At 65.4% G+C, this 24464-nt stretch carries 26 protein-coding genes; 15 read left to right on the top strand and 11 right to left on the bottom strand.

The features are described from left to right. Positions 1–252: 252 nt before the first annotated feature. Complete coding sequence (locus BOO71_RS05755; RefSeq protein WP_139322770.1) at positions 253–801, top strand: DUF1440 domain-containing protein; 549 nt, start codon at positions 253–255, stop codon at positions 799–801. Here the strand turns inward: BOO71_RS05755 and BOO71_RS05750 are convergent. Then, complete coding sequence (locus BOO71_RS05750; protein ID WP_075831003.1) at positions 798–2375, bottom strand: Rqc2 family fibronectin-binding protein; 1578 nt, start codon at positions 2373–2375, stop codon at positions 798–800. The two genes, BOO71_RS05755 and BOO71_RS05750, sit on opposite strands and share 4 nt — an antisense overlap. Before the next feature lie 347 nt (positions 2376–2722). Here BOO71_RS05750 and BOO71_RS05745 point away from each other — a divergent pair, with 347 nt between their 5' ends. Then, positions 2723–3676, top strand: coding sequence for an RluA family pseudouridine synthase (locus BOO71_RS05745; RefSeq protein WP_075831002.1), 954 nt, complete (start codon positions 2723–2725; stop codon positions 3674–3676). On the opposite strand, the gene BOO71_RS05740 is transcribed toward BOO71_RS05745, so the two are convergent. The 4 genes from BOO71_RS05740 to BOO71_RS05725 all read right to left on the bottom strand — a co-directional run bounded on the left by BOO71_RS05740 (position 3631) and on the right by BOO71_RS05725 (position 6490). Then, a complete protein-coding gene (locus BOO71_RS05740) occupies positions 3631–4374 on the bottom strand; it encodes a hypothetical protein (protein ID WP_139322769.1) in 744 nt (247 codons plus the stop codon). The genes BOO71_RS05745 and BOO71_RS05740 overlap by 46 nt on opposite strands. A gap of 56 nt (positions 4375–4430) precedes the next feature. Next, positions 4431–5471 (bottom strand): ComEC/Rec2 family competence protein, encoded by a 1041-nt coding sequence (locus BOO71_RS05735; protein WP_075831000.1) that lies wholly within the window; start codon positions 5469–5471, stop codon positions 4431–4433. Next, positions 5468–5785 carry a DUF3006 domain-containing protein gene (locus BOO71_RS05730; protein WP_075830999.1) on the bottom strand — a complete coding sequence of 106 codons (318 nt, stop codon included), beginning with the start codon at positions 5783–5785 and terminating at the stop codon, positions 5468–5470. The genes BOO71_RS05735 and BOO71_RS05730 overlap by 4 nt, the downstream gene beginning before the upstream one ends. 84 nt (positions 5786–5869) lie before the next feature. Then, the gene (locus BOO71_RS05725) at positions 5870–6490 is read right to left on the bottom strand and encodes a DUF1684 domain-containing protein (protein ID WP_075830998.1); all 621 of its coding nucleotides are present in this window, start codon (positions 6488–6490) and stop codon (positions 5870–5872) included. An 84-nt stretch (positions 6491–6574) separates the two neighbouring features. Here BOO71_RS05725 and mqnE point away from each other — a divergent pair, with 84 nt between their 5' ends. The 5 genes from mqnE (at position 6575) to BOO71_RS05700 (ending at position 11148) form a co-directional block, all read left to right on the top strand. Continuing rightward, entirely contained in the window at positions 6575–7705 is a 1131-nt protein-coding gene (gene mqnE, locus BOO71_RS05720; protein WP_075831013.1) for an aminofutalosine synthase MqnE, read from the top strand. Positions 7706–7741: 36 nt separating this feature from the next. Then, on the top strand, positions 7742–8101 hold the full coding sequence (locus tag BOO71_RS05715) for a nuclear transport factor 2 family protein (protein WP_254843042.1): 360 nt from the start codon (positions 7742–7744) through the stop codon (positions 8099–8101). A 229-nt stretch (positions 8102–8330) separates the two neighbouring features. After that, the gene (locus BOO71_RS05710; protein WP_075830997.1) at positions 8331–9173 is read left to right on the top strand and encodes a menaquinone biosynthetic enzyme MqnA/MqnD family protein; all 843 of its coding nucleotides are present in this window, start codon (positions 8331–8333) and stop codon (positions 9171–9173) included. Between the two features lie 259 nt (positions 9174–9432). Next, on the top strand, positions 9433–10173 hold the full coding sequence (locus BOO71_RS05705; protein WP_075830996.1) for an enoyl-CoA hydratase-related protein: 741 nt from the start codon (positions 9433–9435) through the stop codon (positions 10171–10173). 132 nt (positions 10174–10305) lie between these two features. Beyond that, entirely contained in the window at positions 10306–11148 is an 843-nt protein-coding gene (locus BOO71_RS05700) for an SDR family oxidoreductase (protein WP_075830995.1), read from the top strand. Positions 11149–11202: 54 nt separating this feature from the next. Here BOO71_RS05700 and BOO71_RS05695 read toward each other — a convergent pair whose 3' ends face one another. Next, positions 11203–13728: a G8 domain-containing protein gene (locus BOO71_RS05695; RefSeq protein WP_083653063.1), complete on the bottom strand. Its 2526-nt coding sequence runs from the start codon at positions 13726–13728 to the stop codon at positions 11203–11205. Between the two features lie 199 nt (positions 13729–13927). On the opposite strand from BOO71_RS05695, the gene BOO71_RS05690 reads away from it, so the two are divergent. From BOO71_RS05690 to BOO71_RS05680, 3 genes are all read left to right on the top strand, one after another. Continuing rightward, positions 13928–15328: a nicotinate phosphoribosyltransferase gene (locus BOO71_RS05690; RefSeq protein WP_075830994.1), complete on the top strand. Its 1401-nt coding sequence runs from the start codon at positions 13928–13930 to the stop codon at positions 15326–15328. Beyond that, on the top strand, positions 15325–15993 hold the full coding sequence (locus BOO71_RS05685) for a hypothetical protein (protein ID WP_075830993.1): 669 nt from the start codon (positions 15325–15327) through the stop codon (positions 15991–15993). The genes BOO71_RS05690 and BOO71_RS05685 overlap by 4 nt, the downstream gene beginning before the upstream one ends. Before the next feature lie 156 nt (positions 15994–16149). Beyond that, positions 16150–16371 (top strand): hypothetical protein, encoded by a 222-nt coding sequence (locus BOO71_RS05680; protein ID WP_075830992.1) that lies wholly within the window; start codon positions 16150–16152, stop codon positions 16369–16371. A gap of 83 nt (positions 16372–16454) precedes the next feature. Here BOO71_RS05680 and BOO71_RS05675 read toward each other — a convergent pair whose 3' ends face one another. After that, entirely contained in the window at positions 16455–17150 is a 696-nt protein-coding gene (locus BOO71_RS05675; RefSeq protein WP_075830991.1) for a hypothetical protein, read from the bottom strand. A gap of 177 nt (positions 17151–17327) precedes the next feature. Here BOO71_RS05675 and BOO71_RS05670 point away from each other — a divergent pair, with 177 nt between their 5' ends. Genes BOO71_RS05670 through BOO71_RS05660 form a run of 3 tightly spaced genes read left to right on the top strand, consistent with a single transcriptional unit; the run spans position 17328 to position 19370 of the window. Further along, complete coding sequence (locus tag BOO71_RS05670; protein ID WP_139322768.1) at positions 17328–17771, top strand: NADAR family protein; 444 nt, start codon at positions 17328–17330, stop codon at positions 17769–17771. Continuing rightward, positions 17768–18358, top strand: a complete 591-nt coding sequence (locus BOO71_RS05665) for a nicotinamide mononucleotide transporter family protein (RefSeq protein WP_075830989.1) — start codon at positions 17768–17770, stop codon at positions 18356–18358. Before BOO71_RS05670 ends, BOO71_RS05665 begins: the two co-directional genes overlap by 4 nt. Then, the gene (locus tag BOO71_RS05660; RefSeq protein WP_254843041.1) at positions 18351–19370 is read left to right on the top strand and encodes an AAA family ATPase; all 1020 of its coding nucleotides are present in this window, start codon (positions 18351–18353) and stop codon (positions 19368–19370) included. The genes BOO71_RS05665 and BOO71_RS05660 overlap by 8 nt, the downstream gene beginning before the upstream one ends. On the opposite strand, the gene BOO71_RS05655 is transcribed toward BOO71_RS05660, so the two are convergent. From BOO71_RS05655 to ald, 4 genes are all read right to left on the bottom strand, one after another. Continuing rightward, positions 19367–19729: a cupin domain-containing protein gene (locus BOO71_RS05655; protein WP_075830988.1), complete on the bottom strand. Its 363-nt coding sequence runs from the start codon at positions 19727–19729 to the stop codon at positions 19367–19369. The genes BOO71_RS05660 and BOO71_RS05655 overlap by 4 nt on opposite strands. A 24-nt stretch (positions 19730–19753) precedes the next feature. Continuing rightward, positions 19754–21151: an 8-oxoguanine deaminase gene (locus tag BOO71_RS05650; protein WP_083653061.1), complete on the bottom strand. Its 1398-nt coding sequence runs from the start codon at positions 21149–21151 to the stop codon at positions 19754–19756. Positions 21152–21248: 97 nt separating this feature from the next. Then, positions 21249–21755, bottom strand: a complete 507-nt coding sequence (locus BOO71_RS05645; RefSeq protein ID WP_075830987.1) for a DinB family protein — start codon at positions 21753–21755, stop codon at positions 21249–21251. A gap of 50 nt (positions 21756–21805) precedes the next feature. Then, complete coding sequence (ald, locus tag BOO71_RS05640) at positions 21806–22912, bottom strand: alanine dehydrogenase (RefSeq protein ID WP_075830986.1); 1107 nt, start codon at positions 22910–22912, stop codon at positions 21806–21808. A 174-nt stretch (positions 22913–23086) separates the two neighbouring features. Between ald and BOO71_RS05635 the strand changes: the two genes are divergently transcribed. Next, entirely contained in the window at positions 23087–23557 is a 471-nt protein-coding gene (locus BOO71_RS05635) for an Lrp/AsnC family transcriptional regulator (protein WP_075830985.1), read from the top strand. A 75-nt stretch (positions 23558–23632) separates the two neighbouring features. Then, the gene (locus BOO71_RS05630; protein ID WP_075830984.1) at positions 23633–24400 is read left to right on the top strand and encodes a peptidylprolyl isomerase; all 768 of its coding nucleotides are present in this window, start codon (positions 23633–23635) and stop codon (positions 24398–24400) included. Positions 24401–24464: the final 64 nt, after the last annotated feature.

Raw genomic sequence — 24464 nt, 5'->3', positions numbered from 1 at the left:
CCACCCGAACAAAGCAGCCACCGAAGGCCATCGGGCGCGAAGCGGACGGGCCGCAGTCAGCCTGACGGAGCCGGGCATCAGACCCGGATACCGCCGCCCACCCACAAAGCCCATAAACTCGTGCCCAGTGCAACGTTACTTCCCCCTGTCCCCCTGAAGGGTGGGGCCGCCCCCTTCCAGCAGGCGAACATCACGCAAAACTAAAGGTTGCCCCCGCTGTCCAACGCCCCCATCATTTTCTATGCTGCCCCCATGAATCCACTCCACCGTCCCCAGCCCCTGCGAGGAATGCTGGTGGGAGCCGTCGCCGGACTGGCCGGGGCCTATCTGAAATCCGCCGCCGAGCCGCCCCTGCAAACGCTGACCGAACATTATTTCCCGCCCACGAACGCCGAGAAACAGATGATCGGGGCCGATCCCACGGGCCGCATAGACCACATGCCCCCCGCCGAGATGATCGAAGCGGCGGCAGAGGCCACCGGGCACGAGATCAGCAAGGGGCAGAAGTTGGCCGCGCAACAGGTGGTCCACTACACCCTGGGTGCGGGTCTGGGCGCGGCGTATGGCCTGCTGGCCGAATACCAGCCCGCCGTCACGCGCGGCGCGGGCGTGCCCGCCGGGGCGGTGATGTACGTCCTGACGCACGGCAGCGCCGTTCCTGCCACCGGATTCCAGAATCCGCCGTGGAAACTGCCCCTCTCGGCGGTGCTGTGGGAGGCTGGATCGCATCTGGTCTTCGGACTTGGGGTGGAGCTGGGGCGGCGGGCGCTGCTGGCCCTGCTGGAGAAAGCTGAAGCCTAATCCGCCGTCGCCACTTCCGGCACCGTGCCGTCCACAAAGACCGTGTTCTGATCGGTGTAATGGACCTGTCCGGCGGGAGCACCACGCGGTTTCCAGACGTACTTGATGCGGGTGTAATCCACGCCCACATTGCTGCTGCCGCGCGCCTTGCTGTTGGCGGCGGCGAGGCGCGCCGCGTACAGGATGTCCGGCTGCGCCAGCTCCTTGCCCCCCGTCCGCACGATGACGTGGCTGCCCGGATACCCCTGCGCGTGAAACCAGTAGTCCATGCTGCGCCCCACTCGATGCGTCAGCGTGGCGTTTTCCTTGTTGTTGCGGCCCACCAGCACCTCGTACCCGGCGGGGGTGGTGAAGCGCATCCCGTACTGGCTCTTCTCGGGCCGCTCGGACTGGAGGGTGGACGACAGCGCGTCCAGTTCCTCCAGGCTGGCGCTTTCCATGTGGGCCACGCGGGCCTCGGCCTCGGCCAGTTCGGCGCGCAGGGTGTCCTCGCGCTCCAGCAGGCGTTCGTACACGTCCTCGCGGCGGCGGGCGCGGGTGTAGCGCTTCTCGGCGTTCTGCACGGCGCTGAGGCTGGGGTCCAGAGCCACCGGGCGCGGACCGCTGCCGTCAAAGGCAGGCAACTCGGCGCTGGCGCTGCCCGTTTCCACCGTGGAGGCATAGGCCATCAGCAGGTCCGCTTCCCCCCGGTCCACGGCGGCCACGTCCAGCCCGGCCTCGGCGCGGGACACGTCGGCCAGTTGGTTGCGAATCAGGGTCAGGCGCTTGTTCAGCGGCTCGGCCAGCGCCTTACGTAATGCCGCCGCCTTCTCGCTGCGGGCGGCCTCGCGTGCGCCGTCCTGCATGACGCCCTCGCTGACCGTGGGATCGGCCACCAGGGTTTGCAGCGCGGCCAGCGTTTGCGGCCAGTCCTCCCCCGGTGCCTGCGTGGACAGGAGGTTCGCTCGCCGCGCCAGTTCCGCGCTCAGCAAAGGCCCCACGCCATCCAGGCGTTCGCGCCAGCGGCCAATCGGCAAGTCGGCCAGGGATTGAGCCTCGGCCTCGCCCATCCGGCGTGGGTCCAGCTTGTCGTAGGGCGGCGGCGGCGAGTATTTGCCCCCGCTGCGGATGGTGCGGAAGCGGTTGCGGCTGCCGGTGATCTCGCGGGCGGCCATGATGATGCGGCCTTCAAAGCCCTCGCCCTCCTCCAGCACCAGCAGGTTGGCATTGCGGCCTGTAACTTCAAACAGCAGGCGGGTGGGGGCCTGATCCACGAATCCGGCCTCGCCGCCGAAGTGCAGCACCACCACACGGTCCAGCTTGAGTTGCTCTGCGCCCAGCAGTGGCCCACGCACCCGCGCCGCCAGAAAACGCTGAAAGGGGCTGCGGGGATCGCCGCGCAGGCGCTCACGCGAGATGAACAGCACCGGCTGGGGCGGGCGGTAGGCCAGGACCAGATTGCGCTTCTCGCCGGGGCCGGGGCCGTCCAGCAGCAGGGCGGCGGTGGTCTCGTCAGGGAAGACCCAGCCCAGCGTGTGCAGCGGCAGATGCGGGGTCAGTTCGCCCAGCACCCTGGCCAGCATCAGCCCTTCCATGCGGAACCTCGGGAAAAATAGGGAAAGGCGGTCATCCGGGCATGCTAGCGCCGGGGCGATGGGCACGACTCTGCACAATGGCGCATTGCGGGGATGCAGATGGAGACGGTGTGCTGGGGTGGCGATTTGCGGTTTGACCCCTCCGGGGCACCTCCCCTTAGAAGGGAGGCAAGAGTCGCAGAATTGCCCGTCCAGCAGAGCTTTCCTGGCTCCCTTTTAAGGGGAGCTGACTGCGAAACAGACTGGCTGGTACAGCTCCGCAGGAGAGGGGTCAAACCGTGGCAGCCACCCAAAAAACCATTCAGGCAACACCCCCAGCCCCCACCAGATGCCACACTGACCCCCGAATGTCTCCCCCATCCTCCACCCTCAACGACGGCTACGCCTACGCTGAACGCATCGGCCCACGCGGCGCGGGCTTGAGCGTGCTGGCGTATCTGGCGGGGCGCTACGAACATTCCACGCCGCAGGAATGGCAGGGGCGGTTGGAGCGGGGCGAAGTCGTGCTGGACGGCGTGACGGCTCAGGGTTCCGAAATTCTGAGGACAGGGCAAAGCCTGATCTGGCACCGCCCACCCTGGCCCGAAGATGCCGTGCCCCTGCATTTTGACGTGCTGTACGAGGACACGGAATTGCTGGCCGTGTGTAAACCCTCGGGGCTGCCCACGGTTCCCGCTGGGGGGTTTCTGAATCACACGCTCTTCACGCTGGTGCGGGAGCGCTGGCCGGAGGCGTCACCTCTGCACCGACTGGGGCGCGCAACGTCTGGTCTGGTGCTGTTCTCGCGGACGGCACAGGCAGGGGCGGCGCTGTCACGGGACTGGCGCGAGGGACGGGTCCAGAAAATTTACCGCGCGCTGGCGCAGGGTTTGGCCGGGCGCGACGAGTACGAGATCACCACGCCCATCGGCCCCGTGCCACACCCCCGACTGGGCGACGTCTACGCGGCCAGCGCGGGCGGCAAGCCCTCGCACTCCACGGCGCGGGTGCTGGAGCGGCGCTCAGCCTGCACGCTGTTTGAGGTAGACATCCACACGGGCCGCCCCCATCAGATCCGCATTCACCTCGCCTCTATCGGGCATCCGCTGGTGGGCGATCCGCTGTACGGCGCAGGCGGATTGCCGCTGGCCGATCTGCCAGGACTGCCGGGCGACGGCGGTTATCTGCTGCACGCACACCGGCTGGGATTGGTTCATCCGGTGACGGGTCAGGAGATGGTCCTAACCGCCCCGCCACCAGCTTCGTTGAACGTGATTCAGGGGGTGCTGGATACCAGTCCACCCCGGAGCAACTTCTTCTGAATTGTCTCACCCTCAACCACCTGCTCCTCGCCGTAGATCAGCGTGACCGAGTTCCAGCCTGGGACAAGAGCGATATTGACGAACAGGTCATCACGTTTGCCCTTGAGATACTTGCTGGTACACGACAGCTCGCCCTTCACTGTGGCCGCAACGCTGGAATACAGCGCCTCTGAGACTGCGTTGAGAAAATAACGCGGGATGGCTTTGAAGGTGTTGTAAGACGGCGGAGGCGAAGGCTGCGCTCCTCCAGTCGCCCCGGGGGCGTCATCGCGCACGACATAAAGAGACTCCAGCTTCCCGGCCACGGCCTCGGGCGCACTGATGACCAGCGTATTCACCGAGCAATCCCCACCCTCAAGAATGTTGAACCCCCGCACGAGCTGCGTCAGGGTGACCTGCTGCGTTTCAGGAGGCTGCGCTGGCAGCGTGACCCTGTAATTGCCTGCACCGTCAATGGTGCCGATCACCGTCTTTTGCGGGCGGTCCAGCGAGGCTGACCGGGAGCTGGGAATGGACCATTCGGCCACCTTGCCGCTCAGCTCCGGCGTCTGTCCCAGCAGGTCACTCACCGGGGGCCGCGCCAGCGCTCCTGCAAAATCGGCCTCTGTGACGGGTAAAGTGGGGAGAACCGCAACCCCAGACGCAGAGCTACCAGACACGACAAGGGCCAGAACGATCAGCAGAGGTTTGCGGCGCATGTTCCATTACAGCATGGGGATGGCGGTCCTCCGCAAATCCTGTTCGGCTCCCAGCCTTACCGCTGAGCATTCACCGTATATGTCCCGTCCGCGTTGCCCGTGAACGTGACCGTGCCGTTCTGATCGGTGCGGTAGATGCGGATGCCGTTTTGCTTATACAGGTCCAGCGCCGTTTTCGTGGGGTGACCGTAATTGTTCTCGCCCACGCTGATGACCACATTTTCCGGGCGCACCACCGCCAGCCACGCCTGATTGTCACCGTTGGCCGCGCCGTGGTGGATGCTCTTGTACGCCTGGAACGGCCCCTTAATCTCGGCCCTGTCCTGTTCCAGCCACGCCGCCGTTTCCTTCAGTTCGCTGTCGCCGGTCATCAGGGCGCGGAACTTGCCGAAATTGAGGGCCACGCCCACGCTGTTGTCGTTCTGATCGCCCCCCATGCCAGTCGGCGGGCCGATCACCTGCACCTTCACGCTGCCCAGGTTGATGATCTGGTTGCTGGCCTTTTTAAAGGTGGTCTTCTGCGCCTGCAAGGCCGCCACCAGCCGTTCCCAGGTCTTGGTGGTCCCGCCCAGACCATTGTTGATGAACAGCGTCGGCTTGGCCTCGGCTGCCGCCACCAGCCCGGCGATGTGGTCCGCGTCGGCGTGGGTGGCCACCATCACGTCGATCTTGTCGATGCCGTAGGTCTTCATATGCTCCTGCATCTTCACGGTGCTGCGCCCGCCGTCGATCAGCATGGTCTTGCCCTCGGGGCTGCGGATCAGCACGGCGTCGCCCTGACCCACGTCCAGAAAGCGCACCGTGACCTGACCCTCGGGGGCCGCCTGGGTCTGCCCGGTTTCGGTCTGCCCGCCGCCCTTCATGCCGTTGCAGGCCGCCAGCGAGACGGTCAGCGCCAGCACCAGCAGTCCCGCGATATCCGCGCTGCTGGGGCCGCGTTTCCTGCCGGAGCGGGAGGTCTTGCGGGCAGCAGCTTTACGGGGTGCGGCCTTTCGCGACGTTCTGGGAGCCGCCTTCTTTCCCGCCGGTTTCTGGCCTACTGGTTTCTGGACTGCCAGTTTCTTCCCTGTTGCCTTCTTCGGAAGCTTCTCGCTCATACCGTGATCTCTCCATCGTCGTCCTGCACATCAGATTCGGCGTTGTTCAGGGCTTCCAACTGCGCCTGTGAAGCTTCGTGGCGCTCCAGCGTCTCGGCCACCAGAATGCGGACCGTCACGCCGTCAGGGCCGTCCTGCACGGCCAGCAGATCGCCCTCACGCAGCCCTTCCGGCAGCAGGCGCAGCGGCAGATCGAAGGTGGTGCCGTCCCCCCGCTCCAGCCGGGCCAGCGGGCCGCGCGGACTGTCCTCGATGCCGTCCACGGTCCAGCGCTCCTGGGCCTCGGTTTCCGGTGGGTGGGACGCGTTCTTCACCCTTACAGCGTAGCGCCCCGGCGAGGCATAAACATGATCCGGGTGCCGCGCAGATGCTGACCCCCGGCATCGGCGGCACCCGGATCAGGCCATCCGTTCCCCCGCACGCACTGGAACCCCCAGCACGTTCTGCGGCGGCGCGAGCGGGCAGCTCCAGCGCGGGTCGTAAAAGCAGGACGGGTGGTAGGCGAAATTGAAGTCCAGGCGCAGTTCGCCAGACGCGGTGCTGCCCAGATCGGCGCTCTTGGCGGTGTCCAGCAGATAGCGCCCGCCGCCGTAGCTTTCCTGCCCACTCGTGGCGTCCCGGAACGGCAGGAACACGCCGCCGCCGTACACGTCGATCCAGTACACGTCCAGCGTCCCTATCGGCAGATACACCCGTCCAAAGCGCACCAGCGGCATCTCCTGCCCGGTGGACGAGGGGACGGTCAGGCGTTCCTGTGGGCCAGAGGTATCCACCCACGCGCTGAAGGCCAGTGCCGGGTCATACGGCCAGCACGGCAGTTCCCGGAACGCAGCCCGCGCCTCCAGGCTCAGCGGGGACTGCGGATGGTTCCCGAACAGGGCATTGCGGCCCGTCTGCCACAGCCGATGCGCCTCCTGCGGACCCTGCGGCAACTCCTCCCGCACGTGGGCGTACAGGGCGCTGGCCTCGCGCCGCCAGTCCAGAAGATCGAGCCAGTCTGTGGATGCATCAGAGGACATCCCGACACCTTACGCGGTCTTCATGGCCTCCTTATCGGGCGAATGGGACACTTTCAGGCCAGCGCCGGGCGTATCCTGATTCTCATGAAGTGGCTCCGTGACCAGACCCTGGCTCCTATTGTGGACAAGGTAGAAGCAGGCCAGCGCCTGACTTTCGAGGACGGCCTGCGCCTGTTCCACACCCGTGACCTGAACGCGCTGATGCGGCTGGCAAACACCCGCAAGGAGCGCATGCACGGCGACAGGGTGTTCTTTGTCCACTCGATGCGCCTGGAATTTACCAACATCTGCTACGTGGGCTGCACCTTCTGCGCCTTCGCCGCCCATAAGAACGAGGACCGCGCCTGGGACTACAGCCCGGATGAAGTGGTGGAACAGGTGCGCCGCCGTTACCTGCCCGGCATCACCGAACTGCACATGAGCAGCGGCCACCACCCCAACCACAAGTGGGAGTACTACCCCGCGATGGTGCGCCAACTGCGCGAGGCGTTCCCGGAATTGCAGGTCAAGGCATTCACCGCCGCAGAGATCGAACACCTGTCCAAGATCAGCAAGAAGCCCACGCTGGAAGTGCTGCGCGAACTGAAGGACGCGGGCCTGAGCGCCATGCCGGGGGGCGGCGCGGAAATCTTCGCGGACCGCGTTCGCAAGCAGGTCGCCAGGAACAAGGTAACCGCCGACAAGTGGCTCCAGATTCACCGCGAGGCGCACGGCATGGGCATGCGGACCAACGCCACCATGCTGTACGGCCACATCGAAACGCTGGAAGAACGGCTGGACCACATGGACCGCCTGCGCAAAGTTCAGGACGAGACGGGCGGCTTCCACGCCTTCATCCCCCTCGCTTTTCAGCCGCTGGGCAACACGCTGGCGCAGAACCTGGGCAAGACCGATTTCACCACGGGTCTGGACGATCTGCGAAATCTGGCGGTGGCGCGCATCTACCTGGATAACTTCCCGCACATCAAGGGCTACTGGGTCATGATCGGCAGCGAACTGACCCAGGTTTCTCTGGACTGGGGCGTGTCGGATATCGACGGCACCATTCAGGAGGAACACATCGCCCACGCGGCGGGCGCAACCAGCCCCATGACGCTCTCCGAGGAAGGCATGATCCGCATGATCCAGCACGCCGGACGCACCCCGGTGCTGCGCGACGCCTACTACAACGAATTGCAGGTCTTCCCAAAGACCGGGGCAGAGGCCGCTGATTGAGCAGGACGCCGTTCCCGTTAGGTTGGAGGCTGCAACGTGCTGCCGCTGAATGACACCTCCCAGGCGGACCTCGACGCCGTGCTACTCCTCGACGACCACTGGAACGCCGCCTACCACCGCCGCAGCCCCGATGAGATGGCAAGGGTGCTGCACGACGACTGGCTGGCCTTCTTCCCGGACGGTCAGGTGGTGTTCAAGCAGGACGCGCTGGACGGCATGGCCCGCAACCCGCCCGTCACCCTGGTCTTCGAGCGCCACGCCTCGCGCGTGTTCGGGGATACGGCCATCACGCGCGGCACGCTGTACGCCGATGGCGAACGCATCCAGAGCTTTCTGCGAGTGTATGCAAGATGGGAGGGAGAATGGCAGGCAGTGAGTGTTCAGGTGGTGCCGTGAGGACTCTGACTCGCTGCGCTCGTGGTCTAAGGGTCAAAAGGTCTAAGGGTCTAAGAGCGTGTTTCAAAAGGGTCTCGGGATTTTCTTACCCTCCGCAAATATGGGCCTTTTGCTCCTCCCCCCCTGCGGGGGAGGCTGGGAGGGGGGAACCGCAAACGCCTTCCAGACGCCGCCCACTAAAAATGAGACGACTTTCAAAACACGCCCTTAGACCGGCGCGGAGCGCCCCATGACCTACCGCGCCGGATGGATCCATTTCACCAACGTCGCCCCGATTCTGGATTCGCTGGAATTGCCGCCGGGCGTCAGCGCCATCACGGGCGTGCCGACGCAGATGAACGCGGCGCTGCTGGCGGGCGAGGTGGACATCGCCAACATCAGCGCGGTGGAATTTATTCGCCACGCCGACATTCTGGAAGCCCTGCCCGATTTCAGCGTGAGCGTGCTGGGGCCGGTGTACTCGGTCAATCTGTTCCACACCCGCCCGCTGGAGGACCTGCGCCGGATTGCCCTGACCGCCCAGTCGGCCATGAGCGTGGCGTTGCTGGAGGTGCTGCTGCGCGAACGCGGCCTCTCCCCCACCCTGGAACGCGCCGAGGGCGAGGCCGAGGAATTGCTGAGCAGCGGTTACGACGGTGTACTCCGCATCGGCGACAGCGCCCTGCGCGAGTGGTACCGCGTGGTGGGGCCGCTGACCGCCGAGCGCACCATGACCACGCTGCCGGATAGCGGGCGCGGCATCACCGTCACCGATCTGGCCGAGGACTGGTTCCGCCTGACCGGGCATCCCTTCACCTTCGCCGTGTGGGCCTACCGCAAGGACCGTCCGCCCCCGCCGGAGCTGGTGCAGGCCATGCGCGTGGCCCGCAGGCACGGCATCGGGCATCTGGCAGACGTGGCGACGCGGCACGCGGCCCTGCTGGGGCTGCCCGAACGGGTGGTGCAGCATTACCTGTGGAACTTCCGCTATCACCTGGAAGCGCCAGATCGGCTGGGATTGCAGGAATTCGCCGCCAAGGCCGTGCCACACCATGCACCGCTGAGCTTTGGGCAGAGGCCAGGAGAGGGCTAGGCCCACGACAACAAAAAAAGAGAGCCGTTCAAGGCTCCCTTCTGGGGTTCAAAGCTCACGGGTCTTCTCCCGATTCTCTGTTCGCGCGTCCGTTTTTAAGGTTCCCGGAGGTGGACGCCGCCCTCAAGTGCATCTGTACACGTGGCTTGCACTGCATGGCCTCTTCAGGCCAGAAAAGTAAATATAGTTCAGCCGAGAGGAAAAGTCAAGACCGCCCCACTTTAGACCCGGTGCAACCACAGACGCTAGAGTGTGGAATATGAACTATAAAACCGTTCGCCTCTCGCGGCAGGGTGAGGTGGCCACCCTGACCCTGATTGCCAAGATGGGCAGCATGGGGCCGGACTTCTGGCGCGAGATGCCACAGGCCCTGGCCGAACTGGCAGACGCCCGCGTGCTGATCCTGCGCGGCGAGAAGATCTTCAGCGCCGGGCTGGACGTGAAGACCAACGCGGGCCAGATCGGGCCGGTGCTGGGCGATGTGGCCGGATTCAAGGCCGTGGTGGACGAGATGCACGCTGCCACCGAGGGGCTGGCCGCGCTGCCCATTCCGGTGATCGCTGCCGTACACGGCTGGTGCATCGGCGCGGGGCTGGAGCTGATCAGCGGGGCGGATATTCGCATCTGTAGCAGCGACGCCCGCTTCAGCCTGCCGGAAGTCAAGCTGGGCATCGCCGCCGATCTGGGCGGCTTGCAGCGCCTGCCACACCTGATCGGACGTGGGCGAACGGCCCATCTGGCGTTGACCGGCGAACCCATCGACGCCGAGACCGCCGAGATCTGGGGTCTGGTGACGGAGGTGCTGGACTCGCCCGAGGAGCTGTTCAGGCGGGCCGAGGAACTGGCGGCCCAGCTCGTGGCCCTCTCGCCCAAGGCGCTGGAAGGCACCAAACGCGCGCTGACCGATGACCTGCCGCACGCCCAGAGCCTGCAAAACGCCGTAGAATGGAACGCGCATCACATGACGGTGGAAGGTTTGCAGAACGCGTTGAAGAAGTAAGAGGCGGGGCAACCTGCTTCCCGCATAAGCCTGCCCGCAATCCTTCTCCCCCAGACGGGGCGAGGGGACGACGAACGTCAGACCTTTTGATCCTTAGACTTTTTGACCCTCAGACCATCCAAAGGAGACCCCATGACCCTCAATCCTGGCACGCCTGAATCCACCTTCCGCCCTGACCTGCTGGCGGGCAAGCACGCGCTGATTACCGGCGGCGGCAGCGGCATCAACCTGGGCATCGCGCAGAGTTTCGCGGCGCACGGCTGCGCGATCACCATTCTGGGCCGCAATCTGGAAAAGGCGCAGAAGGCCGCCCAGGGTATCGAGGACGCGGGCGGGCGCGCGATGGGTGTCAGCGCCGACGTGCGCGACTTCGCGGCCCTGGAAGCCGCCGTGGCGCAGGCCACCGAGAAATTCGGCGACTTCGACATCGTGCTGGCCGGGGCGGCGGGCAACTTCCCAGCCCCGGTGGACGGCATCAGCCCCAACGGCTTCAAGACCGTGGTGGATATCGATCTGCTGGGCACCTACAACACCATCAAGGCGGCCTCGCCCAGGCTGAAGACCCCCGGCGGCAACGTGCTGAGCATCAGCGCCTACGGCATCCCGGTGCCCATGCAGGCGCATGTGGTGGCGGCCAAGGCCGGGGTGGACATGCTGACGCGCACGCTGGCCATCGAGTGGGGGCTGCGCGGCATCCGCGTCAACGCCATTATCCCCGGCCCCATCGACGGCACCGAGGGCATGGCGCGGCTGGCCCCCGATGAGGCCAGCCGCAGCCGCGTGGCCGGGTCCGTGCCGCTGGGCCGCATGGGCATTCCACAGGACATCGCCAACGCCGCGCTGTTTCTGGTCAGCGACGCGGCCAGCTACGTGACTGGCGTGATCCTGCCGGTAGACGGCGGGCAGAACATGCTGGGCGGCGGCTTTCAGTACCAGACCTTCCAGGCGATGGGCTTCGGGCAGAAGAAGGACTGAGCGGGCAAGGCAGGGGGGAGAGGCGACGGTGGCCTCTCCCCTTTTCCGTTCCCGCTATTTGCACAGCGCGGCTGCACACACGTCCACCACGGCATAATCACGGTCACCTTGCACCACCAGTTTCAGGTGCAATCTGCCGCCCTCCAGCGCGTAGCTGTCGCCTGTGGACCCCTCCAGCTCGGCCAGCGACACTTTTTTGAGGCGGTTGCGCTCGTCCACCCACCAGTCACGGTAGAGGATCGGCTCGCCGGACGCGGGCAGGCTCAGGCGCAGGGTGTCGCCGGGTTTGCGCCCGCCGAAGCCCAGGCGCAGGTGGGCCGAGGCCCCGGACGGCGTGAGCGCGTAGGTCTCGCCCAGGCGCACGCTGGTGTGGAAGTCGTCGGTGCTGTTTCCCGGCGTGCCGCTGAGGCTGATGGCCGTGCCACGCGCATTCTTGACGTTCAGCGGCGCAATTTTGCCCCCCGTCGTGTCGTTCAGCCACAGGTGGGCGTACTGGCCCGCGCACAGGCTGGCGTTCCAGACCGTTTTCGCCGCGCAGTCGGGGGCGTCCTTCAGCAGGGGGCTGGCGGTGATGGTCTTTCCTGCCGCACCACTCACGCTGCCATCCGCGTCCAGGAAGGTGGCGGCCAGATCGCCGTCCATCCCCGCTTTGGCGGGTGGAAAGTACACGCGGGCGCTGTCGTCCAGCCAGGACAGGCCGCGCGCGTCGTTCTGCGGCTCCAGCGCGAAGGCGTTCCCGGTCAGGTAGCCCAGGCCGCTGGCCTGCCGCACGGAGGTGGATTTGAAGGCAGCGACAGCGCTGTTCTGGATGGATACGTGACCGTCATAGAACTGAAAACCGCGCACCGGAAACGCCGCGTCCCAGGGGCGGGGCAGGCTGCGGCCCCCCGCGCCCTTTGCCTCCCAGTCCTCGGGGGTGCCCAGGTTGGCGGTCTCGCCCACCAGCAACGCGCTGTCCATCAGCGAGTCGTTGGCGGCGAAGGTTGCGCCCACGCCGTTGTCGGCCAGCGTCGCGCTGCTCAGCGTCAGGCCCGCGCCGCGCAACCAGACGCCGTGATCGCGCTGTTTATAGGCGGTAAACCCCCCAAAGCTGGCGCGCACGCCCGCCGATTTCCCGTCCGCCGGGTTGCTCAGGGGCTGGTAATAGGCGCTCTCGGTGGTGCCGTCGGGGCGGGGGCCGTCGTCCACGTTCAGACCGGTATCGCCGCTGTGGGCGAGGTTATTGCTGAACACCCCCAGCGGCGTGCGGCGCGGCCAGATGGTTTTGCCCCGCTCGGTGGCCAGTCCGGTGGGATGCTCGGGCAGCGCGTACCAGAAGCCCACACCGTCCACCCCCGCCGCCACGTTGCCCGTGACCGTGTTGGCCGAGTTGGTGAGCCAGAACGCCGCCGGGCGCTTGTCGCTATCCAGCAACGGCGTCTCGCCGCGCTTCTTGTCGGGCGCACGCACCCGCGTGATCAGGTTGCCGGACAGGCTATTGCCGGTCTCGTCGCCGTCTTCCAGAAAGATGCAGTGGCCCACGCTGTCGTAGGTCACGTTGTCCTGCACGCGCAGGTTCTGGGTGCCGTGGATGGTGACGCAGCGGTTGAACGAAGCGTGAATGCTGTTGCCGCGCACATACGAGGCCGAGGCGTCGCCCACCTGATGAAAGTGGACCGGGTAGCGGCGCAGGGTATTGCGCTGGCCCACCCGCATCAGTTCCGCGCCCTCGATGCGGGCCTGCCCCCCGGCCATCACCATGATCTGCGCGCCCAGCCCGGTTTTCAGGGCATCCTCTCCTGCGCTGATGCGGATGTTGCGAGTCAGCAGTCCCACCTCCGCCCGCTCAGAGACGGTGCGCGTTCCAAACTTCGCGTCCTGGCCCCAGTGGGTGTATTTCAGCGGTAGGGCCAGCATGACGGTCCTGCCGGAAACGCTCTGCACGGCCACTTCCTCGGTCTGGGCGGGGCCAAAGTCGGTGCTGGTCAGGGTCAGGGTGTCGCCTGCCGCCCAGTCAGGGGCGCGGTCCAGGGTCAGGGTGCGGCTGCCTGCCGATACGGTGGCGCTCAGGCGGGTCCAGGCCAGCCGGGGCTGTCCGTGCAATTCCAGCGCGCCGCCCATCACGCCGATTACGCGGTCCCCCATGCCCATCACGTCCTCGCCGGGCGTCTGATCGGTCAGCACGATCTCGGCGCGGTGTGTAAAAGGACTGGCCTCGCTGCCCACGCGCAGTTCGCCGTGCAGCATGATCCACCCGGCACGCAGGGTCAGGTCCTGCCCGGCAAATTCCAGCGCACTGCCCGCTGGGATGGTCAGACCCGCCAGATCAGGGGGCGACACGTCCAGCACGACGCGCTTGCCAGCGGGCAGGGTCACGGTCTGCCCGGCTGCCGGAAGCTTGCCGCCGGGCCAGGTGGAGGCGGCGCTCCAGTCGACGCGCGACAGATTGGCAGTGGGCAGGGGCGGCGTTTCCGGCGGTTGGGCGTGTGGCTGCTCCTGGGGCTGTGGCGGCAGCGTGGCCCCGGCCTGCCCCGGCGCAGCGCCACAGCCGATCAATGCGGCAGTAAGAAGCAGGAAGGAGGGCCACAGCCGCACAGTCATGAAGGAATGCTAAAGGCAGCCCTGCCACGCGGGTATGAAGGACTTCCCATCTGACGGAGGCCCCCCAGTGGGGTCTAAAGTGCGAGAAAAGTCCCATCCGGTCCAGAGAAGGTAGAAACGAGAGATGCTTGACTCATACTACTCATAGTCTATTTTTTAATTATGAGCAACAGAAAGAAGGACCACAGGAGGTTCCATCATGACCCGCACTGCCCTCCCCCACCTGAGCGACGACAACCTGATCATCGACACCGACAGCTACAAGAGCAGCCACTTTCTCCAGTACCCTCCCGGTACCACGCGGCTGTTCTCGTATCTGGAATCGCGCGGCGGGCGCTATCCGGTCACGCGCTTTTTTGGGCTGCAATACATTCTGGACCGCTACCTGACGCGCCGGATTACTGCCGAGATGGTGGAGGAAGCCCGCAGCCTGATCGAACCGCACGGCGAACCCTTTCCCTATGACGGCTGGATGCGCGTGGTGAATGTCCACGGTGGCAGGCTCCCGCTGGAAGTGCGCGCTGTCCCTGAAGGCACCCTGGTTCCCATCCACAACGTGCTGATGAGCGTGACCAACACCGATCCCGAGTTGCCGTGGCTGGTTGGCTGGTTCGAGACCATGCTGATGCGGGTGTGGTATCCCATCACGGTCTGCACGCAGAGCTGGCACATCCGCCAGATCATCGGCAAGGCGCTGGAACAGACCTGCGACGACGCGGCGGCGGAACTGCCCTTCAAGCTGCACGACTTCGGCAGCCGGGGCGTGTCCAGCCGCGAGAGCGCGGGCCTGGGGGCGCTGGCGCACTTGGTCAACTTTCAGGGCAGCGACACCCTGGAAGCCCTACGCGTGGCCCGAAACCACTACGACGCCGACATCGCGGGCTTTTCCATCCCCGCCGCCGAACACAGCACGATCACCAGTTGGGGCAAGGAGCACGAGGTGGACGCCTACCGCAACATGGTGGCGCAGTTCGGCAAGCCGGGCAGTCTGTACTCGGTGGTCAGCGACTCCTATGACCTGAAATACGCCATCAACACCCACTGGGGCGAAACACTGCGCCAACTGGTGATTGACAGCGGCGGCACCCTGGTTGTTCGCCCGGACAGCGGCGAGCCGCCCGCGATGGTCCGGCTGGCCGTGCGCGCCCTGGCCGCCAAATTTGGCACCACGGTCAACAAGAAGGGCTATCAGGTTCTCAACCATGTGCGCGTGATTCAGGGCGACGGGGTGGACGAACAGACCATCACCCAGATTCTGCAGAACCTGCTGATCGACGGCTTTTCCGCCGAGAACGTGACCTTCGGCATGGGCGGAGCGCTGCTGCAAAAGGTGGACCGCGACACCCAGCGCTTCGCCTACAAGGCCAGCGCGGGCCTGATCGACGGCGCGTACCGGGGCATCTACAAGGACCCCGTGACCGATCCCGGCAAGCGCAGCAAGGACGGCGTGCTGGACCTGGTTATGGAGAATGGCCGCATGACCACACGGGCGTATTACACCTTCGACACGGATTTTCCCGGCTCGTTGATGCGGACGGTTTATAGGGATGGGGAGCTGCTGGTGCGGGATAGCTTGGAGGAAATTCGGGGGCGGGGGTGAGCAAGCAGCTTGAACGCGTCCTCCCCATCCTGACCACTATTCCCGGCGTCAATATTCCGGCCACCCTTCTTCAAGGGATTTACATCGCCGCCAGTCAGCGCAAGATGGAGCAGTTTGAAGGGGCATTACGCTATGAAGTCAATTTGCTAAATCGAAAGATTGAGGCAGGTAAACTCACTCTAGATCGTGAATACATCAAATCCGAGGCGTTTGCCGCCAACGTCATACAAGCCTTGAGGGCAGCGGAAGTAGCAGAGTCGGAGGACAAGCTGCATTTTATTGCTCGTGCGCTAGCAGGCTGTGCCTTGAGCTTCCCTCCCCCACGACTGGATCGCTTTCAGACATTGAGGATTATCGAGAGCATGTCGGATCGCGAAATGACAGTCTTCGTCGAATACTTTCAAATCCTTGATCCAATCAACCCATATCAAGATTTCATTCCAGTAGATACACAAATATCTGTTGCTGGACTGACCCGTCAGGAGTTTGTATCCGCACTCTTGGGTCTTCAGCAACTTGGGCTTTTGAGTAAAGAAAATTTAACCAATCGGGAAGGTGATTGGGTAGATACGCCAAGACATTCTGGATCAGGCTTTGCCTGGAAACTGACTAGCCTTGCACGTCAAGTTGCCCACCTGAGCCAGTTTGGGGGTGATGACATCTGACAGCGCTTCAGGGAGATAGCCGAGTTCGAAGCCAAACTGCGCTTCATCGCCCGCGCCCTGGCCGGATGCCTGCTGAACTTTCCGCCACCCGCGCTGGACAAATTTCAGACGCTACGGATTATCGGGGAACTCTCAGACCGCGAAACGCATGTCTTCGTGGGCCTGTTTGATCTGCTGGACCCGATGAATCCTTTCGAGGACAGCATTCCCGCGAACGGTGGCGCGACGGTGGCGGACCTGTCCCGGCAGGAATTCACGGCGGCGCTGCTGGGGCTGGGGCAACTGGGGCTACTGGCACGGGAGGATGGTGGGTGGAAATTGACGGCCCTGGCGCGGCAGGCGGCGGTTTTAACGAGGATTGGAGGGGAAGACCTGTAGTGCCTCACACCGCCACCCCACAGGAACGCAGGCCGGATGGCGTGGATACCGACCTGCGCGCTCAAACTTTCTCTCTGCGCCGATTACGGCAGATACTGGAACGGCACGGCGTTGGTGGTGCTGAAGGTGTAGCAACTCGCCACCGGGCATTTCAGGGTGATGTTCGCAAAGCCGCTGCCAGCGGGGGCCACGGCGGTAATCGTGTATTTCTCAGTCGGGCCGGGGCCGACAGCCAGAACGGGAGCCCTGACCCCGGTGGCCTGAACCGCCCCGAAGTACACGTCGGGCAGGGTGAAACCAGCCGGATTGACCGGGTTATAGGTCAGGTTGCCATCGAAGGCCAGGGTAACGGTGGTGCCGCCCGCTGCGGGGCCGCCCGTGGGGACGGCGCTCAGCAGGTAGACCTGGGGCCTGGGAGCGCTCTGAATGAAGGTATACACCCCCGCGTTCACCTTGCCGTTCGGGGTGCTGACGACCACAGGGCGGCGGCCCGCCTGATTCGGCGGCGCAACCACGGTCAGAACGGTGCCCGCCGCGTTGATGCTCAGGGCCGTGCCGGTGCCTTCGCCGCCAAAGTCCAGCGTGGCCCCCAGCAGATTCGTTCCGGTGATGGTGACCGTGGTGGGCAGCGGAGCGCCGAAAGTGCCGTTCTCTGTGTTACCGGACGTGATGGTGCCCGTCGGGACAAGCGAGGTCGCAGGCGGAGGCGTCGGGCCGCCGCAAGCGGTAATGGCAAGGGTCAGCAGCGTCAGGCCGAGCAGGCGGGAACGGGTGAGCATGGTTCCTCCAGGGCCGGAATGAACGGCGGGCGAAGTAGTTCATGGGGGCAGTGTTCACGGCCAACGCAACGGCCCCCCATGCCACCGAACTGTGCAGAGGGTCACCTGCGATGAATGTAGCACCGCCCTCAACTCCCGTCAGCCCAGGCGACGGCGCATACGGATAGAGGTCCGATGATGAAACAGATTCTCTTTTACAGCACCGACAAACCCTACGGCGAATTCAGCAACTTCAGCCGCCATCCCATCGACATCGGGGGCGTGACGTGGCCCACCTCCGAACACTACTTTCAGGCGCAGAAATTTGCCGGAACCCCATTTGAGGAAGAGGTCCGCGCGCAGCCCACGCCCATGCTGGCGGCACAGATGGGGCGCAGACGTGACCTGCCCTTCCGCGCCGACTGGGACGCCGTGAAGGACGACATCATGCGAACCGCCCTGCACGCCAAATTCACCCAGCGTCCAGAATTGCGGGCGCTGCTGCTGGGGACGGGCGACGCGATTCTCGTGGAACACACCCGCAACGACGCTTACTGGGCCGACGGCGGCGACGGTTCGGGCCGCAACCGCCTGGGCGAACTGCTGATGGAATTGCGCGTGGCTTTGCGGGAGGACGCATGAATCTGTTTGGCCTCAACCTCCCGCCCCTGGCTCTTGATCTGGCGGGCGGCCTGTGCGTCCTCGTCAGCCTGTATTACCTGTGGGGCAAGGCCAGCACCTACTGGCACTGGTCCAACGCCTCGCTGCTGCCGTATTTCCTGCTGTTCCTGGCGGGCGGGCAGTGGATGCTGGCGGGGTTGCAGGTCACGTACCTGCTGTTCGGCATTCACGGTCTGTACCTGTGGCATCTGGAAGCCCGGCGCGCACGCGGCGAGATTCGCTTCAACGAGGCCGGATGGTACGGCGTGACCTGGGCCGCCAGCCTGCTGATCTTCGCTTACACGGTGGTCCTGACCGACTTCGGCGACATGTGGAACGGCGTTCAGTTCGCGGCGGTCACGCTGGCCCTGATCGCCAACTTCGCCACGACGCGCCGCTGGGCGTGGTCCTGGCCGGTGTGGGTGGCGGTCAACGCCGTGCAAGCCGTGTTTTTCTGGCACACGCAGTACTGGGTGCTGTTCGCCCTGCAATTCATCCTGGCAGGCATGAGCGTGTACGGCTGGAGCCGCTGGAAGCAGGACGAGGCGCGGGAGGTGGCCTTTGCCTGATCTCACAGTGCCTGAGTCCGCGCCACAATTCAGACACGCCCTGGTCGTCGGCAAATTCGCCCCCTTCCACAAAGGCCACAGGCTGCTGCTGGAGCGGGCGCTGGCCGAGTGCGAACGGGTGAGCGTGTGGGTCTACAGCCGCCCGGACTTCGCGGGGATGCCCTCGCCGCTGCGCCGGAACTGGATCCGCGAACTGTTCCCCACCCGGCTGTTTCCGGGGCTGGAGCTGCTGCCCGACGCGCCAAACCCACCGCCCAACGACGGGCCGGATGCAGTTCACCGGGCCTATGTCCGCCGCGTGCTGGATGGCTGGGGCGTGCATCCCGACGCCGTGTACACCAGCGAGGGCTACGGCGACGCGCTGGCGGCGGAACTGGGCGCGGCGCATGTGTGCGTGGACCGGGCGCGGGAAATCGTACCGATCAGCGGAACGCAACTCCGGGCCGACATTCATGCCTACCGTCAGTTTCTCGATCCCGCCGTTTACGCCCATTTCGTAGGGCGGGTCGTCCTGCTGGGCGCGGAAAGCACCGGCAAAAGCACACTGACGCGGGCGCTGGCCGAGAGCTTCGGCACGACATATGCCCGCGAATATGGCCGCGACGTGTACGAGCGCGAGGACGGCAGGCTGTCGCCCGAACACTTTCTGGAAATCGCGCTGGGCCACCGTGCCCTGGAGGACGAGGCCGCCCGCACCCCCGGCGTCCACCGCTGGGTTTTCTGCGACACCAACGCCGCCACCACGCTGATGTGGTCCTACCTGTTGACGGGCACAGCGCTGCCAGAGTTACACGCGCTGGCCGACGCCTGCCGCGCCCGCTACGTCCACACGTTCCTGTGCAACGACGATCTGGCCCACGAGCAGGATGGCTGGCGGGCCAATACGGCGGTCCGCACGGTGCAGCAGGGCTTTATCCGGCAGGAGTTGGGAACGCGCGGTATCGGGTTTCAGGAAGTCCGGGGCAGCGTGTCTGCGCGGGTGGAACAAGTGCGGGCAGCGCTAGAGGTTTAGCCGCCATACTCCGCGTCGGTCACCTTCGCCAGCCACACGGTTTCGCCCGCGTTGATGGCGAGGTGCTGCATCAGCGAATCCGGGGCCGCTCCGTGCCAGTGCTCCTCGCCCGCCTCGATCTGCACCACGTCCCCGGCGGTCATGGTCAGGGCCGCCTCGCCGCGCTTCTGCACCCGGCCCACACCGCTCAGGACGATCAATGTCTGCCCCTGCGGGTGCGTGTGCCACGCGGTCCGCGCGCCAGGGGTGAAGGTCACGCGCAGCACGCCCACAGCCTGACGCTCCATCCAGACCTGTCCGGTGAAGTAGGTCTCGGGGGCGGGATTCATGGTCAACGTCTGGCTGGGAATATGTTTCATGATCTCCAGCCTACGCCCCCACGCTCAGCCCAGCCCGATCATCCGGCGGCTGTGCGCGTCGTGCCGTTCCACCAGCGCGGGCAGCTCCACGCCCAGCAGCTCTCCCCCGTCCACGATCACGCGCCCGTTGACTATGTTCAGGGCCACACGCGGCGGGGCGCAGAGGGTCAGGGCGCTGACCGGATCGTGCCTCGCTCCCGAATAGCCCAGATCACGCAGATCAACCGCGATCAGGTCGGCGGCAAATCCTGGCGCAAGCTGCCCGATGTCGTCGCGGTTCAGCACCGACGCCCCGCCGCGTGTCGCCAGCCACAGCGCGTCGTAGGCGGTCAGGGCGTCCGCTGAATTGGGAGCCTGACCCGGCACGCCGCGCACCCGTGAAGACAGCAGGGCCTGCCGCGCCTCGGCCAGCAGGTGCGAGCCGTCATTGCTGGCGCTGCCGTCCACGCCCAGCGCCACGCGTACCCCGGCCTCCAGCAGTTGCCGGGTGGGGGCGATGCCGCTGGCCAGCCGCATGTTGCTGCTGGGGCAGTGCGCCACGCCGCAGCCGCAGGCCCCCATTCGCACCGCATCGTCCGCGCTGAAATGGACGCCGTGCGCGAACCACACGTCCGGCCCGGTCCAGCCCAGCGACTCGGCGTAATCCAGCGGACGCAGGCCGAATTTGGACAGGCAGAAGGCGTCCTCGTCGGCGGTCTCGGCCAGATGGGTGTGCAGCATCACCCCTTTCTGGCGGGCCAGCACGGCACTCTCACGCATCAGATCGCCCGTCACCGAGAACGGCGAGCAGGGGGCCAGCGCAATACGCGTCAGGGCGAGGCGGGCCGGATCATGGAAGGCGTCGATCAGCCGCGCGGAGTCGGCCAGGATCACGTCCTCGCGCTCCACCGCACGGTCTGGCGGCAGTCCGCCCTGCGATTCGCCCAGGCTCATGCTGCCGCGCGTGGCGTGAAAGCGCAGGCCCAGATCACCCGCCGCCCGAATGGTGTCGTCCAGCGTTACGCCATTGGGGTACAGATACAGGTGATCGGAAGACGTGGTGCAGCCGCTCAGCGCCAGTTCTGCCATCCCCAGTTGGGCGCTGTCGTAGGCGGCATCCGGCGTCAGGTTCAGCCAGATCGGGTACAGGGTTTTGAGCCAGTCGAACAGCCCCGAATCCACCGCCAGACAACGTGTAAGGGTCTGATACAGGTGGTGGTGCGTGTTGACCAGCCCAGGGAGGACGACGTGGCCGCTCAGATCGCGCACCGCCGCGCCGTCCAGCAGTTCAACGGGCAACTGTGAATCCAAACCCACCCAGACGATCTCCTTTCCCTCCAGAACAAGGGCAGCGTCTTGCAGCGTTGGCGCGGGCGACAGGCGTTCCCCTGTCATGGGAATCAGCGTGTGGATGCGGCGCAAGACGGTTCGGGTGGAGTTCATGGGGTCTCCTTTTCCAGCTTCGGAGAAACAGAACTGGCCCCAACCACGACGGTCAGGGCCAGGAATTGTTTCGACTGTTTGCTCAGGAACTACGGGGTCAAGTATACCGCTCGGCCAGGATTTGCAGGTGCGCCCGCTCGTGGCCCAGCATGCCGTGGGCGTAGGCCCGCACCGTGAAGGGATGGCCGTTGGCGTCACCCTGCCGCGTCCAGGCTTCCGGCGCAAGCTGACGCAGCATCAGAAGATTGCTGCTGCGGGCAGCTTCAAAGCCAGCCAGCAGGTCTTCCAGCGGCTGCGTGCCAAAGTCGCTGGCCGCCATCCAGTCGTCCTGCTCGAATCCGGGCAACGGCGAGGGATCGGCGCGGGCAAACCACAGCGCCCGGAAGCCGAAGACGCGCTCGGTGTCAGCCATGTGGCCCACCACCCCCTTCACGCTCCACTTGTCGGGGGCGTAACGGTGATCGGGACGGTCCGCGAAGTTCAGAATGGCAGCGCGGGTCAGCGGAGCCTGCGCCAGCATTGCGCCCGCCACATCTTCCTCTGGTGCGAGATCGACGTAACGGGCGTAAAAGGGTGGATAGTCGCCGGGCTGGGGGCGGGTCATGGCCTTATTTTAACGGCCCCGGCCCTCGCTCTCCCCACCCGAAGCAGCCACTATCCCAGCGCCGTCGCCACTTCCACATGTGGCAGGTCAAAAGCCTCGGCCACGGCCCCGTAAGTCAACTGGCCCCGGTGGGTGTTGACGCCCAGTTGCAGCGCGGCGTTCTTTTTCAGCACGTACCGGCCCTCATCGGCCAGCAGCAGCAGATACGGGAAGGTGGCGTTGGTCAGGGCGAAGGTACTGGTACGCGGCACGGCCCCCGGCATGTTGGCCACACCGTAATGCACCACACCGTCCACCACGTAGGTGGGATCGTCGTGGGTGGTGGCGTGAATGGTCTCCACGCAGCCGCCCTGATCCACCGCCACGTCCGCGATCACGCTGCCCTCCTGCATCAGCCCCAGCATGTCGCGGGTGACCAGGTTGGGGGCCTTCGCGCCGGGGATCAGGACGCCACCGATCAGCAGGTCCGTCTCGGGCAGCAGGGCGCGGATGTTGGCCTCGCTGCTCATCATGGTCCGCAGGCGGCCAAAAAACACGTCGTCCAGGTAGGTCAGTCGGCGGTGGCTGACGTCCAGAATAGTGACCCGCGCGCCCAGGCCCATCGCCATCTTGGCCGCGTTGGTGCCGACTACTCCGCCACCCAGGATCACCACATGGCCGGGCTGCACGCCGGGAACGCCGCCCAGCAGCACGCCGCGCCCGCCCACCGGTTTTTGCAGGTGATAAGCGCCCGCCTGCACGCTCAGTCGGCCTGCTACCTCGCTCATGGGCGTCAGCAGGGGCAGGCTGCGGTCCTCGATCTGCACGGTCTCGTAGGCCACGCCCGTGGTTCCTGCCGCCAGCAACGCCTCGGTCAGCGGGCGGTCTGCGGCCAGATGCAGGTAGGTAAACAGCAGCAGATCCTCGCGCAGATACTTGTATTCGGAGGCAATCGGCTCCTTGACCTTGACCACCATCTCGGCGGCCCAGGCGTCCTCGGCGCTGCCGATGGTTGCGCCCGCGTCGATGTACTGCTGATCGCTCAGGCCGCTGCCGACGCCCGCGCCCTCCTGAACAACCACGCTGTGACCGCGCCGGATCAGCGTGGCTGCCCCGCCAGGGGTGAGAGCAACACGGTTCTCCTTGACCTTGATTTCCTTGGGAAGTCCGATCTGCATAAGGTTTTCTCCTGGGCCGCGCATGGGCCGGAAAGGGGGTGGGGAAGCTGGGTTGGGATCAACTTGAACGGTGTATCCTAACAAGCCGGAAGCAGATGAGGATTGCCGGAGAGCCACTTCATTGGGGGCATTCGCGCAATGATATTGCTCATTCATGCCATAGTACGCATCAAGATGTCTCAAAATAATCTTGACGCGATTGACAGGCAGATTCTGACCATCCTCCAGCGGGATGCCCGGCTGCCCAACACCGAACTGGCCGACGAGATCGGCCTGACCCCCGCGCCCACGTTGCGCCGGGTGCGGCGGCTGGAGGAAGAGGGCATCATCCAGCGTTACGTGGCGCTGCTGGACCACAAAAAGGTGGGGCGCGGTCTGCTGGTGCTGGTGCGCGTCACGCTGGACAAGCAGACCCGCCAGGGCTTCAACGACTTCGCCACGCAGATGCAGGCGCGCCCCGAGGTGCTGGAATGCTACCTGTGCCTGGGCGACATCGACTATCTGCTGAAGGTCAGCATGCCCGATCTGGACGCCTATCAGCACTTTCTGGTCAATACCCTGGCCGCCATTCCCGGCGTCCGCAACACCGCCAGCACCATTCTGGTCAAGCAGGAGAAATACACCACCAGCCTGCCGCTGGAGTAGGGGGTGGGGTGGCGCATAGGGCGGAAGCAGGAGACTCCAACGCTCCTCCCATCAAAGGCTGGAATACTGCCCCACATGAACGCCAACAGACCCGCTGCCCTGCTACTTTCCGCCTCGCTGCTGATGCTGGCGGCCTGCGCGCCGAACACCCAGGCGCAGACCGCCCAGACTACTCCGGCAAAGACCACTCCGGCAAAGACCACTCCTGCCCAGACCACGCCCGCCACGCCCCCGGCCACCACGACGCCCAGCGCTTCCGCGTTCACGCCCGTCAAGCCGCTGAGCGACAAGCCCATGCGTAAGTTTGCCAGGGCCGCGCAGGTGATCGACCCGGCAAAGACCTACCGCGCCGTGCTGAAGACCGAGAAAGGGGACGTGACGGTGGAGCTGGCGACAAAAGCAGCGCCCGTGGCCGTCAATAACTTCGTGTTCCTGACGCTGAATCACTTCTACGACGGCACGCGCTTCCACCGCGTTATCGACGGGTTCATGGCGCAGACTGGCGATCCCCTGAGCGCGGACCCGGCCCAGAAAAACCGCTGGGGCACCGGTGGCCCCGGCTATAGCTTCTCGGCGGAAAACGGCAACGGCCTGAAGTTTGATAGCGCGGGCGTGCTGGGCATGGCGCGGGCCGCCAGCCTGGACTCGCAGGGCAGCCAGTTCTTTATCACGGTGGCCCCCGCCGACTTTCTGGACGGCCAGTACACGGTGTTCGGCAAGGTCATCGAGGGTCAGGCCGTGCTGGATAAACTGACGCGCAACGACAGTGGCAACGGCCCGATTGCCGGCAAGGCGGCGGACGAACTGAAGAGCGTGGAAATCCTGGTGTCCGGCGGAAGCTGAGCCGGCTCTGGCCCCAGCCCTCTCCTGACCGGGAGGGCTTTTTGGTGGTCCGGGGCGCTATCAG

It is taken from the genome of Deinococcus marmoris, from assembly GCF_001949125.1.
Classification (GTDB): domain Bacteria; phylum Deinococcota; class Deinococci; order Deinococcales; family Deinococcaceae; genus Deinococcus; species Deinococcus marmoris_A.
Note: the sequence above shows the minus strand (reverse complement) of the source record. Positions and strands in the feature narration are given on the sequence as shown.